At 43.4% G+C, this 15,386-nt stretch carries 10 protein-coding genes; 6 read left to right on the top strand and 4 right to left on the bottom strand.

Going from position 1 to position 15,386, the window contains the following annotated elements:
- Positions 1–84: 84 nt before the first annotated feature.
- Positions 85–2,454 (bottom strand): phosphoenolpyruvate synthase, encoded by a 2,370-nt coding sequence (gene ppsA / locus L5M18_RS03765; RefSeq protein ID WP_028759726.1) that lies wholly within the window; start codon positions 2,452–2,454, stop codon positions 85–87.
- A 124-nt stretch (positions 2,455–2,578) separates the two neighbouring features.
- Here ppsA and L5M18_RS03760 point away from each other — a divergent pair, with 124 nt between their 5' ends.
- From L5M18_RS03760 to L5M18_RS03745, 4 genes are all read left to right on the top strand, one after another.
- Positions 2,579–3,391: a pyruvate, water dikinase regulatory protein gene (locus L5M18_RS03760; RefSeq protein ID WP_028759725.1), complete on the top strand. Its 813-nt coding sequence runs from the start codon at positions 2,579–2,581 to the stop codon at positions 3,389–3,391.
- Between the two features lie 182 nt (positions 3,392–3,573).
- Entirely contained in the window at positions 3,574–4,638 is a 1,065-nt protein-coding gene (locus L5M18_RS03755; RefSeq protein WP_028759724.1) for a 3-deoxy-7-phosphoheptulonate synthase, read from the top strand.
- A gap of 180 nt (positions 4,639–4,818) precedes the next feature.
- On the top strand, positions 4,819–5,283 hold the full coding sequence (locus L5M18_RS03750; protein ID WP_173244489.1) for an acyl-CoA thioesterase: 465 nt from the start codon (positions 4,819–4,821) through the stop codon (positions 5,281–5,283).
- A 220-nt stretch (positions 5,284–5,503) separates the two neighbouring features.
- Positions 5,504–6,166 carry a response regulator transcription factor gene (locus L5M18_RS03745; protein WP_263195972.1) on the top strand — a complete coding sequence of 221 codons (663 nt, stop codon included), beginning with the start codon at positions 5,504–5,506 and terminating at the stop codon, positions 6,164–6,166.
- A gap of 63 nt (positions 6,167–6,229) precedes the next feature.
- Here the strand turns inward: L5M18_RS03745 and cysB are convergent, their stop codons facing one another.
- On the bottom strand, positions 6,230–7,213 hold the full coding sequence (gene cysB, locus L5M18_RS03740) for an HTH-type transcriptional regulator CysB (RefSeq protein ID WP_028759721.1): 984 nt from the start codon (positions 7,211–7,213) through the stop codon (positions 6,230–6,232).
- Positions 7,214–7,441: 228 nt separating this feature from the next.
- On the opposite strand from cysB, the gene zomB reads away from it, so the two are divergent.
- Positions 7,442–8,221 (top strand): flagellar motor control protein ZomB, encoded by a 780-nt coding sequence (zomB, locus tag L5M18_RS03735; RefSeq protein WP_028759720.1) that lies wholly within the window; start codon positions 7,442–7,444, stop codon positions 8,219–8,221.
- A 205-nt stretch (positions 8,222–8,426) separates the two neighbouring features.
- Here zomB and topA read toward each other — a convergent pair whose 3' ends face one another.
- Positions 8,427–11,069, bottom strand: a complete 2,643-nt coding sequence (gene topA, locus L5M18_RS03730) for a type I DNA topoisomerase (RefSeq protein WP_105252683.1) — start codon at positions 11,067–11,069, stop codon at positions 8,427–8,429.
- 330 nt (positions 11,070–11,399) lie between these two features.
- Here topA and astB point away from each other — a divergent pair, with 330 nt between their 5' ends.
- Positions 11,400–12,734: an N-succinylarginine dihydrolase gene (astB, locus tag L5M18_RS03725; protein WP_173244483.1), complete on the top strand. Its 1,335-nt coding sequence runs from the start codon at positions 11,400–11,402 to the stop codon at positions 12,732–12,734.
- Positions 12,735–12,838: 104 nt separating this feature from the next.
- On the opposite strand, the gene L5M18_RS03720 is transcribed toward astB, so the two are convergent.
- Positions 12,839–15,280 (bottom strand): hypothetical protein, encoded by a 2,442-nt coding sequence (locus L5M18_RS03720; protein ID WP_263195971.1) that lies wholly within the window; start codon positions 15,278–15,280, stop codon positions 12,839–12,841.
- Between the last annotated feature and the right edge of the window lie 106 nt (positions 15,281–15,386).

Raw genomic sequence — 15,386 nt, 5'->3', positions numbered from 1 at the left:
CAATTATCGTTATGGCGCCATTATAAACAAAAAAAGCCGCTAAAAAGCGGCTTTTTTAACAAGTTTATAAAATTACTATCTAGATCAACCGTGCGCTTCGGCTAAATACAACCAAGTATCAATCACAGTATCAGGGTTTAATGACACTGTATCTATGCCTTGTTCTACCAACCAAGCTGCAAAATCAGCGTGATCTGAAGGACCTTGACCACAAATACCTATGTAAGCGCCCTTCGCTTTAGCCGCTTTAATGGCTAATGAAAGTAGCATTTTAACGGCTTCATCACGCTCATCGAATAAATGGCTAATGATACCTGAGTCACGGTCAAGCCCGAGTGTCAGCTGAGTTAAATCGTTTGAGCCGATAGAGAAGCCATCGAAATGCTCAAGGAATTGGTCTGCTAACAGGGCGTTTGAAGGCACTTCACACATCATGATGACACGTAAACCGTCTTTACCACGCTCTAAACCTTGCTCTTTGAGCAAGCCGACCACTTGCTCAGCTTCTTTCACTGTGCGAACGAATGGGATCATGACCTCAACGTTTTTCAGACCCATGTCATTACGAACGCGTTTAATCGCTTCACACTCAAGGGCAAAACAGTCACGGAAAGATTCAGAGATATAACGGCTCGCACCGCGGAAGCCCAGCATTGGGTTCTCTTCTTCTGGCTCGTATCTGTCACCACCAACCAAGTTTGCATATTCGTTAGACTTAAAGTCTGACATACGTACGATCACTTTCTTCGGATAGAAAGCTGAACCGATAGTCGCAATACCTTCAACTAGACGAGCAATGTAGAACTCAACGGGTGATTCGTAACCAGCAATCATTTCGTTGATTTCAGTTTGCAGCGCTGCATCCTGTTGATTGAATTCGAGCAGTGCCTTTGGATGGATGCCGATCATACGGTTGATGATGAATTCTAAACGCGCTAGACCCACACCTTCGTTTGGCAAACGAGCAAAATCAAATGCACGATCAGGGTTACCCACGTTCATCATGATTTTCATTGGCAATGCAGGCAGAGAGTCAACACGGTTTGAAATCACTTCAAACTCTTGTTTACCTTCGTAGATAAAGCCAGTGTCACCTTCGGCGCAAGAAACAGTCACGATTTGACCATTCTTGATACGGTCAGTCACGTCACCACACCCCACCACCGCTGGCACACCTAATTCGCGGGCGATAATTGCCGCATGACAGGTACGACCGCCACGGTTTGTGACGATAGCACTTGCGCGCTTCATGATAGGTTCCCAATCAGGATCTGTCATGTCTGTCACTAACACATCACCAGGTTGGATTTGATCCATATCGGCGATTGAGGTTAATACTTTGGCTACACCAGTACCCACTTTATGGCCAATAGCGCGACCTTCACAGATCACAGCGCCACGGCTCTTTAAGTGATAACGTTCAATCAATTGCACATCTTCACGGCTACGAACCGTTTCTGGACGCGCTTGAACGATATACAATTTGCCATCGTTGCCGTCTTTTGCCCATTCGATGTCCATTGGACGACCGTAATGTTTTTCGATCACCATGGCTTGTTTGGCTAATTCTTCGACTTCAGCGTCATTGATAGAGAATTGACGACGTTTGTCAGCAGTCACGTCTTCAATTTTGACTTGTTTGCCGTGAGCAGCATCATCTGAATACACCATTTGGATGAGCTTGCTACCGATATTACGGCGCACAACAGCCTTGTGACCTAAGGCTAAAATAGGTTTATGAACATAAAATTCATCTGGGTTTACCGCGCCTTGAACAACCATTTCACCCAGACCAAAAGATGAAGTGATAAACACCACATCGTTATTGCCAGATTCAGTGTCCATAGTGAACATCACACCTGAAGCCGCTTTATCTGAACGAACCATGCGTTGTACGCCAGCAGACAAGGCAACACCGTGGTGCTCATAACCTTGATGCACACGGTAGGAAATAGCGCGATCGTTAAAGAGTGAAGCGTACACATGCTTGATCGCTGTCAGTACGGATTCAAATCCTTTCACGTTTAAGAAGGTTTCTTGCTGACCTGCAAAAGAGGCATCTGGCATATCTTCAGCTGTTGCAGAAGAACGTACCGCGAATGACGCTTCGCTAGTTTCAGCGGCAAGTTTATCGTAAGCTTCACGAATCGCTTGCTCTAATGCTGGTTGAAATGGAGTGTCGATAACCCACTGTCTGATCTGTGCACCTACTTTAGCCAGCGCATTGACATCATCTACATCCAGTGTGGCTAGAATGTCATAAATCTTCTGGTTAACTCCGCTTTGTTCAAGGAACTCGTTGAACGCATGGGAAGTTGTCGCAAATCCGCCAGGTACTTGAACACCGGCATTGGCCAGATTGCTGATCATCTCGCCTAGAGAAGCATTTTTACCGCCAACCAAGTTGACGTCACCCATGCCTAATTCTTGATACCAGAGTACGTATTGCTGCACAGTTCTATCTCCGCAAGTTTATTTCAGTGGCCCCTTCACACGAGGGCAGCGGCATTTTACACTCCTGTCGAACACGCGTAAATCTATAATTTTATTTGTAATTTTATTACTACAAGAGGTCAGTATGGCACCAAAAGTATTCTATATCTCCGACGGGACAGCGATCACAGCTGAAGTTTTTGGTCATGCGGTTCTCTCGCAATTTCCATTAGAATTTGAGTCACTTACGATTCCATTTGTCGAAACATTGACGAAAGCGGAGCAAGTTAAGCGACAAATTAATGATTGTTTTATTACAACAGGTGAGCGGCCGTTAGTATTCCATTCCATCGTAAAAGCCGAGATCCGCGACATCATCTACTCGAGTGAAGGGGTTGATTATGATTTTTTGAATACTTTTGTGGCCCCACTCGAACAACATTTAGGTGTTTCTGCCTCTCCAGTTGTACATAGAACCCATGGCAAAGCGAATCACGGCTATGAAGCGCGTATTGATGCCATTAATTTTGCGATGGATAACGATGATGGCCAGACCATGAAACATATGGATCAAGCCGATCTGGTTTTACTTGGAGTCTCTCGCTGTGGCAAAACGCCATCGAGCCTGTATTTATCAATGCAGTTCGGCATAAAAGCGGCAAACTACCCTTTCACCGAAGATGATATGGATAACCTTAAGTTACCTGAAGCGCTGAAACGTAATAAGAAAAAACTGTTTGGTTTAACGATTGATCCCGTGCGTTTACATGAAATCCGTCAGAGTCGAATGGAGAATAGCCGCTATTCATCGCTCAAACAGTGCCGCTTAGAAGTCAAAGAAGTGGAAATGCTGTTTAAACGCGAACGCATTCCTTACATAGACACCACTAATCATTCCGTGGAAGAAATTGCCACTAAAATATTAGATGTCACGGGCCTAGAACGGCATATGTTCTAAGCCTAATAAGCCAAAATCAGCAAAAGAAACCGAGTGAATTTAGTCTAAAAGAAACTAACTTAAATCAAATTCATTGCACAGTTGCCGACAATTAACGCAATTGGCACTGTGCAACTCGGTTCGATTCGTTATAATCCGAGGCAATCTGGCGAAAAGCGCCGCACGCAAGCTCGGTATTTTGAATGACCATAAAAACAGACGAACTACGCACTTCCTTATTAGCAAAAGTCATCTCACCTGCGCAACTGGCATCTGAGTTCCCATTAACTCAAGATGCAGCCGATTATCTGGTTCAGCAACGTCGTGAAGTCGAAGCCATCATTATGGGTGAAGACCAACGTCTATTGGTGATCATAGGCCCATGCTCAATCCACGATACTAAAGCGGCATTAGATTATGCTCAACGCTTAGCCGCGTTACACCAAGAATTGAAAGATGACTTGTGTATCTTAATGCGCGTCTATTTTGAAAAACCCCGCACAATTGTCGGTTGGAAAGGATTAATTTCGGATCCCGATCTCGATGGCAGTTTCGAGCCAAACAAAGGCTTACGCATTGCCCGCGAATTGCTGCAACAAATCACTGAATTAAAATTGCCTATCGCCACCGAATTTTTAGATATGGTGAACGGTCAGTACATAGCAGATCTCATCACTTGGGGTGCGATTGGTGCGCGCACCACGGAAAGCCAAGTTCACCGTGAAATGGCTTCAGCACTGTCCTGCCCGGTTGGTTTTAAAAATGGTACTGATGGGAACATCAATATTGCCGTTGATGCAGTGCGTGCCGCACAAGTGCCACATGTTTTCTATTCACCGGATAAAGATGGCGCTATGGCGGTCTATCGCACCCACGGCAACCCGTTTGGCCATATCATCCTACGTGGTGGCAAAAAACCTAATTATCACGCACAAGATATTGAAGAAGCGCGTCAACAGCTTGCATCTGTTGGGGTAACTCAACGTATGGTTATCGATTTCAGCCACGGAAACAGTGAGAAAAACCATCTCAAACAGCTGATGGTCGCCGATGAAATTATGACTCAAATGCGTGCTGGCAGCACTGCCATCGCAGGTATTATGGCTGAAAGCTTCTTACAAGAAGGTAATCAAAAAGTCGTTGAAGGCCAGCCACTCTGTTATGGCCAAAGTATCACCGACGCTTGCTTGCATTGGGATGACTCTGAAATTCTGCTACGTAAGCTCGCTGCGGCTTCCCGCGAAAGAAAAGCACTATTAACCAAATAAATCTGAAGTAAAATAAATCGTCCAATAAAAAACCGATCTCATTTCGGTTTTTTTATTGGAAGCATGACATTATCCTCAGTCATATGCCTACTGCAGGTTAAAGCCTGTAGCTTTCTATCTTTAACCACCATAAATCTTTATAATTCGAGCTTATTTTGCTGCATTACCTTAGGTTGCTGTATGTCGCTTACGCCCATTTCTCCAAACACCGAAAATACCTCACGAATCGAAGCCGCTGAAACACCCTTTTCTGACGCGATTCAAACTCGAATTGATTCCTCAGAAGCGCGTGTGATTAAAGCAGTATTCCCCTCAATCACCAACCATCACAATACGTTATTTGGTGGCGAAGCTTTAGCGTGGATGGATGAAACAGCCTTTATTGCAGCAACTCGTTTCTGCCGTAAAACCTTAGTCACAGTGAGTTCCGATAGAATTGATTTTAAAAAGCCTATCCCAGCAGGCACACTAGCAGAACTCATAGCTCGTGTGATCCATGTAGGTAATACGTCATTAAAAGTTGAAGTCAACATCTATGTAGAAGACATGTATCAAGACCATCGAGAGCATGCTATACGTGGTGTGTTCACCTTTGTTGCGGTTGACGAACAACGAAATCCCACAAAAGTGTGGACATATGGGTAGTTTTTAGACGATTTTAAAGTATAGGTTAGCCCGTACTTTCGGGCTTTCAATTGAAACTATACGGTCCATCTTTTTCCTTGTAAAACACCGACCAAAGTCTAACAACCAGAAACATATCAAAATTTTGTCCTTATTCCTGAATAAAGCAATAGGATCCTTGATTACTTTTCTGTTACATTGAGTTCAATCTTCACGCGCACCGAACATAATCATAAAAGCCATGAAGCTAGAAAACTTAAATATTATTATCGCAGACGATCATCCATTGTTCAGAAATGCACTACGTCAAGCGCTGACCAGCGCTTTCGAACATGCACAGTGGTTTGAAGCAGACAGTGCTGACGCACTGCAATCTGTATTGGATGTTCGAAGCGTCGATTACGATCTTGTACTGTTAGATCTGCAGATGCCGGGGTCCCACGGCTACTCCACACTTATCCACCTACGCTCACATTATCCTGAGTTACCCGTTGTGGTGATTTCAGCCCACGAGGATATCAATACCATTAGCCGTGCGATTCATTATGGCAGCAGTGGTTTTATCCCTAAATCAGCTTCAATGGAAACCCTAAAAGAGGCGCTAAGTGCGGTGTTATTCGGTGATATTTGGTTGCCTAAAGGCACTGAGATTATTGCTATCAATGACGATGCCATTGATAAAATGGCCAACAAGTTATCCGATCTCACGCCGCAACAATATAAAGTGTTGCAGATGTTTGCCGAAGGTTTATTAAATAAACAAATAGCCTACGATCTTGGCGTATCTGAGGCGACCATCAAGGCGCACGCTACCGCCATATTTAGAAAACTTGGTGTTCGTAACCGCACTCAAGCAGTTATTGCCCTTGCGCAACTCGAGATGGATAAAGTCGATTTATCTTAATCGCTAAACCCATAAAAATGCCGCTTTTATTAGCGACATTTTTATGTTTGTAAATCATCCAAGTTAACGCATTGGCAGATTTTTATCGGCAAACATTTCATCTATGAGCTGTTGATCCCGTAATGCTACGGCTTTCTCCACCACATCACGGGTTAAATGCGGCGCAAAGTGCTGAATAAAATCATACATATAACTGCGCAAGAAACTGCCCTTCCTAAAACCAATTTTAGTTGTACTGTGGGCAAACAAATGGCCAGCATCAATAGCGACTAAATCTTTATCAACATTTGGATCAATGGCCATAGACGCGATGACGCCCACGCCTAATCCTAAACGAACATAGGTTTTAAGCACGTCGGCACTGGTCGCACTAAAGACAACACGCGGCTCTAAATTGGCCCGATTGAACGCTTTCTCAATTTCAGAAGCACGGTCAAAACCAAAGACATAGGTCACTAAGGGGAAACGGGCTAAATCTTCGATACTAATCAAGCTGCCTTGATTGCGGGTCGCAAGAGGATGGTCTTTTGGCACAACGATAGAGCGGTTCCAGTGGTAACAAGGCAACATGATCAGATCTGAATATAAATGCATTGCTTCGGTCGCAATAGCAAAATCTGCATCACCGCGAGCTGCCTGTTCGCTGATCTGCGACGGTGTCCCTTGGTGCATATGCAAGTTCACTTTAGGATAGCGATCAATAAACTGACGAATTATCGTCGGTAATGCATAGCGTGCCTGAGTATCTGTTGTGGAAATATTTAACTCACCTTGATCTGGCTTAGTATATTCTTCAGACACTTTTTTGATACTTTCAACTTTACCTAAAATATCATTGGCAATGCTGATCACTTGCAAACCCGCAGGTGTGACATGGGTTAAATGCTTACCGCTACGGCCAAATATTTGGATCCCCAACTCATCTTCAAGCATACGAACTTGTTTACTGATCCCGGGTTGAGAGGTATACAAGTTTTCAGCTGTCGCCGATACATTGAGGTTATGTTTTACGACCTCAGCAATATACCTGAGTTGTTGCAGTTTCATCTTATTTCCTTGTCTCAAACACGCAAAATGCCATTAACAACTGAGCCCTCAAAGCACTCTCAGCTATAATCAATCGTTATAGTATATAGTAAAAATTAAAGCAAATAGGAATATAGAGCACAAGTCTACAGATTCATACGACAGAAATGATAACCTAGGCTAAGATAACTATGCTAGTTTATTGATTTATTGTAGCATTAGCTCAATTGGATAAATAATGGAACATCTATGTCATTCACCTTGGTTCTGATCCTCATCGGTGCGCTTTTACTGCTTGTTATCGGAATTAACGTATTACAGCAACAAAAAGAACGTGTAGAGGCTGAGCGTCGCATTGAATTTGCCCGTCAAAGAGCAATTATCGATGAAACTGAAACTGTGTTATCAAACACAGGAATGATGCCTTGTAGCACGAATATAGTGTTGGTTTTGTACCGGCGTGTACAAGATGCCTTGCAGTCTGCAACAGCGATCAGTAATGGCCAACAACAGTCAGACTACCAACGCCGCTTAGCCGATATCAATAATCAAATAACAAGCTTACAGTCTGGCCAACCTCAAACTCCTCCAATTGAGAATTTCAGACTACCCGATAATGACAAGCAAATTTTAGCGCTTGTTCAAACCTTAAAAAAATTAAAGGCGATACTCAGAGCAGAGCATAATAAAGGTAAAGTTGATCCGAGCATTTTTGCTCAAGAAGAAAGCCGCATCGACAGTTTACAGCTCAGAATTAATGTCGATTCTATGCTTTCTCGTGCCCGCGCGGCCAGCTTTATGAAGCAATATGGCTCATCAAAACAAATGGTAACCAAAGCCCTATCAACATTACACGCCATTAAGGCACAAACGCCTAATGATCCCTTCATTGGGCGTAAAGTCGATGAGGCTAAACAATTACTTGATGAAATTATGGGTGCACAGAAACAATCTGAGCCCAGTGCACCTAGACCTAAAAATGAAGAAGATGATATCGATATGCTGTTTCAACCTAAAAAGAAATGGTGATCAGTCTCTATTTGCTTACCGTTAAGTTGAATTAGCGACACATTTGCCACTCATGCTACCGCGTCATTGCGTGTAAAGTACTCAACATGTTTGAATTATTATCTATAGCAACAAATTAATATCGAAAAAATGCAAACAAAAAGCCAAGTCAAATATGACTTGGCTTTTTGTTGTTCTCTTAGCGTTAAGCTAGCTTAATCCGTCGCTATGCGCCTTTCTTGGCCTTCTTGGTAGATTCACTCACCCACTTACCATTGACGTAATGCGCAGACCAACCCGTGGCTTTACCATCGACTTCAGTCGCAACGTATTGCTCTTTCGTCTTACGGCTAAACTTCACCGCAGCCTTATTGCCTTCATCATCAGTGACTGGCGCATCCGCTAAATACTGATACTTAGGCCATAGCAGCTCACGGTATTGAACCAGTTCCTCAACCAGAGGCGCACGGGTTTCACGTGATTTAGGGAAAGTACTGGCCGCTAAGAAGATACCCGCAGCACCATCACGTAATACGAAATGGGCATCCGATTTACTGCATTTCAGTTCGGGTAAATAAATTGGATCTTCTTTTGGCGGCGCCGCCTCACCATTTTTCAACAGTTTACGAGTATTTTTACATTCCTCATTGGTACAGCCAAAGTACTTACCAAAACGACCATTTTTCAGTTCCATATCGTGACCACAGCGATCACACTCAATCAGTGGACCTTCATAGCCTTTGATCTTGAATTGACCTTCTTCGACTTCATAGCCTTCACAGATTGGATTGTTACCGCAGACGTGTAACTTACGCTTCTCATCGATCAGGTAACTGTCCATTGCCGTGCCGCAAATACTACAACGGTGCTTCGCACGCAGTGCATCTGTTTCGGCATCTTCACTGTTTTCGCTAATCGCCTCAACGCCGGGCGTGAGGTTCATCGTCGTTTTACAGCGTTCTTTAGGGGGTAATTCATAACCAGAGCAACCAAGGAAAACACCTGTCGTTCCAGTGCGGATCCCCATAGGACGACCACAAGTTGGGCACTTGATATCCGTCATCACCATTTGGTTAAGACGCATACCACCTTCTTCAGGATCCAGCTCTGCTTTTTCTAATTGCTTAGTAAAGTCAGCATAGAAACCATCAAGTACTTTTTTCCAGTCTAACTCGCCCCGAGCCACATCATCTAATGTTTGCTCCATGCTGGCGGTAAAGTCATAGCTCATCAAATCAGCAAAACTGCTCACCAATCGTTCGCTGACAATTTCACCCATTTTTTCGGCATAGAAACGACGATTTTCGACTTTTACATAACCACGATCTTGAATCGTTGAAATGATGGTTGCGTAGGTTGATGGGCGGCCAATGCCGCGTTTTTCTAATTCTTTTACTAAAGAAGCTTCGCTGTATCGTGCTGGCGGCTTAGTAAAATGTTGTTTAGGCTGCAATTCTTTTAATGCTAATACATCGCCTTGTGCCACAAATGGCAACGTATTGTCTTCTTCGTTTTTCTTCTTGAGTGCTGTTTGCACGCGAGTCCAACCATCAAAACGTAAAGTACGTCCAGTAGCCTTGAGCTCATAGTCACCCGCTTTCACGGTCAACTTAGTGGCATCATATTGTGCAGGTGTCATTTGACATGAGACAAACTGGCGCCAAATAAGCTCATATAAGCGCTGAGCGTCACGTTCCATGTCAGATAAGGTCGCTGCTTGCACTTGAACGTTCGATGGACGAATCGCTTCGTGAGCTTCTTGTGCGCCTTCTTTTGATCCGTATCGAATCGGTTCGGCGGGTAGATACTTATCACCAAATTCTTTGGCAATCATATCGCGCAAGTTTTCAACGGCTTCTTGACTCAAATTGGTCGAGTCGGTACGCATATAAGTGATATGACCAGCTTCGTAAAGTCGCTGCGCCATCATCATGGTCTTCTTTACACCAAAACCTAAACGTGTACTCGCGGCCTGTTGCAGTGTCGACGTAATAAAAGGAGCCGATGGTTTACTTTGAGTCGCTTTATCTTCGCGGGCCAGCACAGTAAAACTTGCCGCAGATAATGCTTGAACCGCAGCCATCGCTTGCTGTTCATTGATAGGATTAAAGGCAGCATCTAGATGCTTAACCACTTCCATCCGCAAAGCTTCTTGAGCGGGCGTATTGAGCTCTGCGTGTACATCCCAAAATTCTTCAGGCACAAAGGCTTTGATTTCGCTTTCGCGTTCGACCACTAAACGCACGGCAACCGACTGCACTCGCCCAGCGGATAAACCACGAGCGACTTTTTTCCACAGCAGAGGCGACACCATAAAACCGACAACTCTGTCTAAGAAGCGGCGCGCTTGTTGGGCATTAACCATGTTAGTGTCGAGTGTCGACGGTTTACTAAAAGCATCTTGAATCGCAGACTTAGTAATTTCGTTGAAAACAACACGTTGATACCGTGAAGGATCACCACCAATCACCTCTTGCAAATGCCAGGCGATAGCTTCTCCCTCACGGTCTAAGTCGGTTGCGAGATAGATTTGGTCAGCAGAATCGGCAAGTGCCTGTAACTCTTTAACGACTTTTTCTTTACCCGGCAAAATTTGGTACTTAGCCGCCCAGCCCTTTTCAGGGTTTACGCCCATACGAGACACTAGCGCTTGCTGATCTTTCACCTTTTTATATTGAGCTTTTTCTTCTGGCGACATCTTCTTAACTTCGGCAGCGGATTTAACCTTTTCATTGCCTTCTGAAGTCGATGATGTCGGCAGATCACGGATGTGACCTACGCTCGATTTAACGATGAATTCTTTGCCAAGATATTTATTAATAGTCTTAGCTTTGGCCGGTGATTCGACAATAACTAGCGATTTACCCATAGTTTAATTTGCGCCAAAAAATCTCAAGAAGGTGGAAATTGGCACCATATATAGAGGGTTGTACTGATAGTTTCAAGTTAATCCCTCTTTTATATGTACCAGCGAGTCACTTTTTAATCAAAGTTGAAAAAATGTCAAAATATAATATGCGTAATTAAAAACTAATATTTCATTATTTGCCAGCAAGCAAGAAATAGTTATGCATTTATCGTGAAAAAGTCGCTTTGAGCACAAAACCGTCCGCTTGTGCACTCGAAAAGCTTCAGTATACTGGGTTCCCTCAGGGACCATATGAACAAATAATAACTTTCCCTATCACAAGGATAAGCAATGAAGCACTTTGAAGCGAATTTTGATGGACTCGTTGGACCAACACACAATTACGCAGGGTTGTCTTTTGGCAATGTAGCCTCACTTAGCAATGCCGCCTTAGTTTCCAACCCCAAAGCTGCAGCAAAACAAGGACTCCAAAAAGCCAAAGCACTAGCCGATATGGGCATGGTTCAAGGAATATTAGCTCCTCAAGAGCGCCCAGATCTCTATACATTGCGCCGAATTGGATTTTCCGGCTCTGATGCTAATGTATTAAAACAAGCGGCAAAAGAAGCGCCTATGTTACTTAATGCCTGTTGCAGTGCTTCCAGTATGTGGACAGCCAATGCCGCTACCGTCTCACCAAGTGCAGATACACGTGACGGCAAACTGCATTTCACCCCAGCAAATTTAGTCGACAAACTGCATCGCAGCATCGAGCCTTTGACAACGGGGCGCATATTAACAGCAACTTTCAGTGATCCCCACTATTTTCATCACCATAGTCACTTACCTGAGCATAATAGCTTCGGTGATGAAGGTGCCGCAAACCACACTCGTCTCTGCAATGAATACGGCCATGCTGGTGTTGAGCTGTTTGTTTATGGACAAGAAGCCACTAATCCCAATGCACCTAAACCGCAAAAATATCCAGCAAGACAAACCTTAGAAGCGTCGATGGCAGTCGCACGCTTACATCAGCTGGAAGACGATAATTGCGTCTTCATCCAACAGAATCCTGATGTGATTGATCAAGGTGTATTCCATAACGATGTTATCGCAGTAGGTAATCAAAATGTCCTGTTCTACCACGAACAAGCCTTCTTAAATACCCAGAATAAGATCGATGAAATTAAACGTAAACTCGACACTGAGCTGTATTTCATTGAAGTGCCAACCGCGAAAGTAGCAATTAACGACGCAGTCAAAAGCTATTTATTCAATACTCAAATTATTACGTTGCCATCCGGTGAAATGGCGATTATTGCCCCAACAGATTGCCAAGAAAATCCCGCGGTATTTGCCTATTTGAACGAATTACTCACGTTAAACACGCCGATTAAGCAAGTGCTTTATTTCGACGTAAAACAAAGCATGCAAAACGGTGGCGGTCCTGCTTGTCTTCGTTTACGTGTCGCCATGAATGAAGTGGAAGTCGCAGCGGTAAATCAACACACTCTGATGAATGATGCTTTATTTACTCGTTTAAACCTTTGGGTAGACAAACATTATCGAGACAGATTAACCACCCAAGATCTTGCAGACCCTCAGCTAATCATCGAATCTCGAACAGCTCTAGATGAACTGACACAGATCATGAAACTAGGTAGCGTGTATCAGTTCCAGCGTTAGGAATTATTCCTAACGCTGGAACTACATCATTATAAAATTCGACAGACCTACAATAGAAAAAGAGCACCTTAGATGCTCTTTTTATTTGAATAAGGTCCTTAAAACTAGCTGATTCTAATCGGAATAGATAGAACCTGAGTCACTGACCCATTAGGGGTTTCAACCTCAACAATAAGAGTACCTGCATTAGGTTGCTCTTCACCTTTCAGTGTCACACTAAACTCACGTCCCGCGTTATAGTTACTACTTGGCCAAATATATTGAGCACTACTAGCAACAGAACCTGCGCTTGCTTTAAATCTAACAATACTACCAGCAGGCATTTGTTGGTTATGTAAGTCAGATATAGTGAAATAAACAGTAGCGGCATCTTTACCTATTAAGTCAATACGTTGGTCTTTGCTGATGCTGTAACTATCGTCGATAAGCACATCAGCAATCGGAGTCGCATAAGCAGTACTTCCTGACATGACAATCACTAAACTGCCTCTCACATATAGTGATTTTGAATCTGTAATACCATCAGCACAAGCAGCATGTGCAGGCTCAGAGCAGAGTACACCGTTATATTTACTATCTTTTATATCAAAAACACCATTAGAATTAAAATCAATTAACTCTTCTAATTCCCCACCAATTTGTCCACCCGCTTGCTGAGGATTAAAAATGCCATCTTCATTATAATCATTGAAAGCATCATCCAAATCAAATGGCTTACCACTTACATCCTTTTGAGTTAAAAATGCTGTTGCTTCAGAAGAATCAAAGCGACCATTGCCATTAAGATCTGGGAAGGATTCTTCGCCAATCGCAGTTGCAGTAATAGTTGCTCGACCACCATATTTCTGGCCATAATAATTACCTAAATTAGGCGCAAGTATCGCAATAGGATTGCGAATTAATGCGCCTGTTGCGTCAATAAGAGACTGCCCTTCAGGCCTAGTTAACTGACTCGTCCAAACAACACTACATGTACCTTTAACAGTCTGACAAGCATCTTCAATAGAGCCACCTTCAGTGGTAAAAGATACTGTTGTGCCATCTGGAACAGGGTTATTGAATGCATCGGCTAGGCGTGCAGTAACGGTCACTTTGGTGCCATCAACGTTCCAACCTTCAGCATTGAGTACTGTTGCAGAAAGTGAAAAACTGTCTTGATCGGGTATCCCTGTCGAGATGATGAGCTGACTTGATTGACTTGAAATAACTGGCGAAGAGCCAGCAATAGTGCCTGTTACTCTTACCGAAGTAGCAACAGTCCCTGTTCTTACAACTGTCTGAACAATGCCTTGATTGTTAGTCGTTGCACTTGATGGGTCAAGCACTATGCCTCCCGTCGTAGTGTTCAAACTAAAGTTAACTAACTGGTTACTTACCGGATTACTATTTGTGTCAAGTACCTTAAATTTAACTTCAGAAGATTCTGAGCCACCTGTACCTAAAATGGCGATATTTTGCGGTGTCGCAGACATAAATATAATGCTTCCCACGTTAGCAGGAAGTACTTTAATAGTGCCCGTAGCTGAAAGATTTAATCCACCTGCGTTAGCAGTAACATTAATAGGATCATCTCCAACGCAGCCCTTTGCAAGGTAAGTCGTTGTAGCTACGCCATTCACAGAGGGTACGGGTGAACTTATTATGGCTTCTGGTGATGATTTAGTTGAACAGGCCGATGAAAACTTAACATCCACAGGTTGGGTAAAAGGCTTACCTTGATCGTCCTGGATAACGACAGAAATAGTCGCGGTGCCACCTGCAGTTAAATCACTTGAACTAACACTTGCTTTACCAGCAACAAAAGGACTTCCACTACCCATGACTACATTTGTAGCACCAACCACCACTACTGTATTACCTTTTTCACCACTAGCTAAAGAGGCAACGATAGTTCCTGCACCTAACGTATTACCAGCATAAATATCAACACTAGCCTTTCCCTGACTATTTGTTACAGCAGTTTTGATAGGAAGGTCCCCAATATCATTGTCAAAGGTCACTATCGTGGGTTTATTAATGCCGGTGATAGTAGCAGTTAACTTACCTGGATTTAAGGATGTGATAGTTTGAATAGGTAAACCTGTAATATCAGTTAAGGCTAAATTAACTTGTGCACCGCCACCCGCTTCACCGCCATCACCTTTCATCACAAAACCGATTTTCCCAGACTCCCCAGTATCAACTTTGCCAGTGACAGTACCTGCACCCGCAATAGTTGCTGTATTTAAAACAATAGTAGCAACACCTTCGGTATTCGTTAATGCCGTTGCCGTACTAGGATCAAAAGACCCAATATTAGAATTACTCAGAGTAAAAGTAACTAATTCACCAGCCAAGGAACCGAGTTTCGAATCAACAACGTTAGCTGATACTGTGGCAGGTGCTAAAGCAGAAATATCCGTATTAGTAATACTCAGAGTGACAGTGACGACACTTGGCGTCGGCGGAGTACCGGAACCATCATCAGAGATACTGCCTCCACCACCACATGCTAATAATAAAAGCGAACACAATCCTGCGAGAAAAACCTTATACGCTGACTTCATTGTCAGGCTCCCTGTTACTCTGATGATAATACCTAAGCGAGACGCTTATTACTTATAGGCTAACATTACACAATTTTCACGCAACTTTCCCATAACTATCTTATTT

Origin of the sequence: Shewanella sp. SM20, from assembly GCF_025654545.1 — a bacterium.
In the GTDB taxonomy this organism is placed as follows: domain Bacteria; phylum Pseudomonadota; class Gammaproteobacteria; order Enterobacterales; family Shewanellaceae; genus Shewanella; species Shewanella oncorhynchi.
Note: the sequence above shows the minus strand (reverse complement) of the source record. Positions and strands in the feature narration are given on the sequence as shown.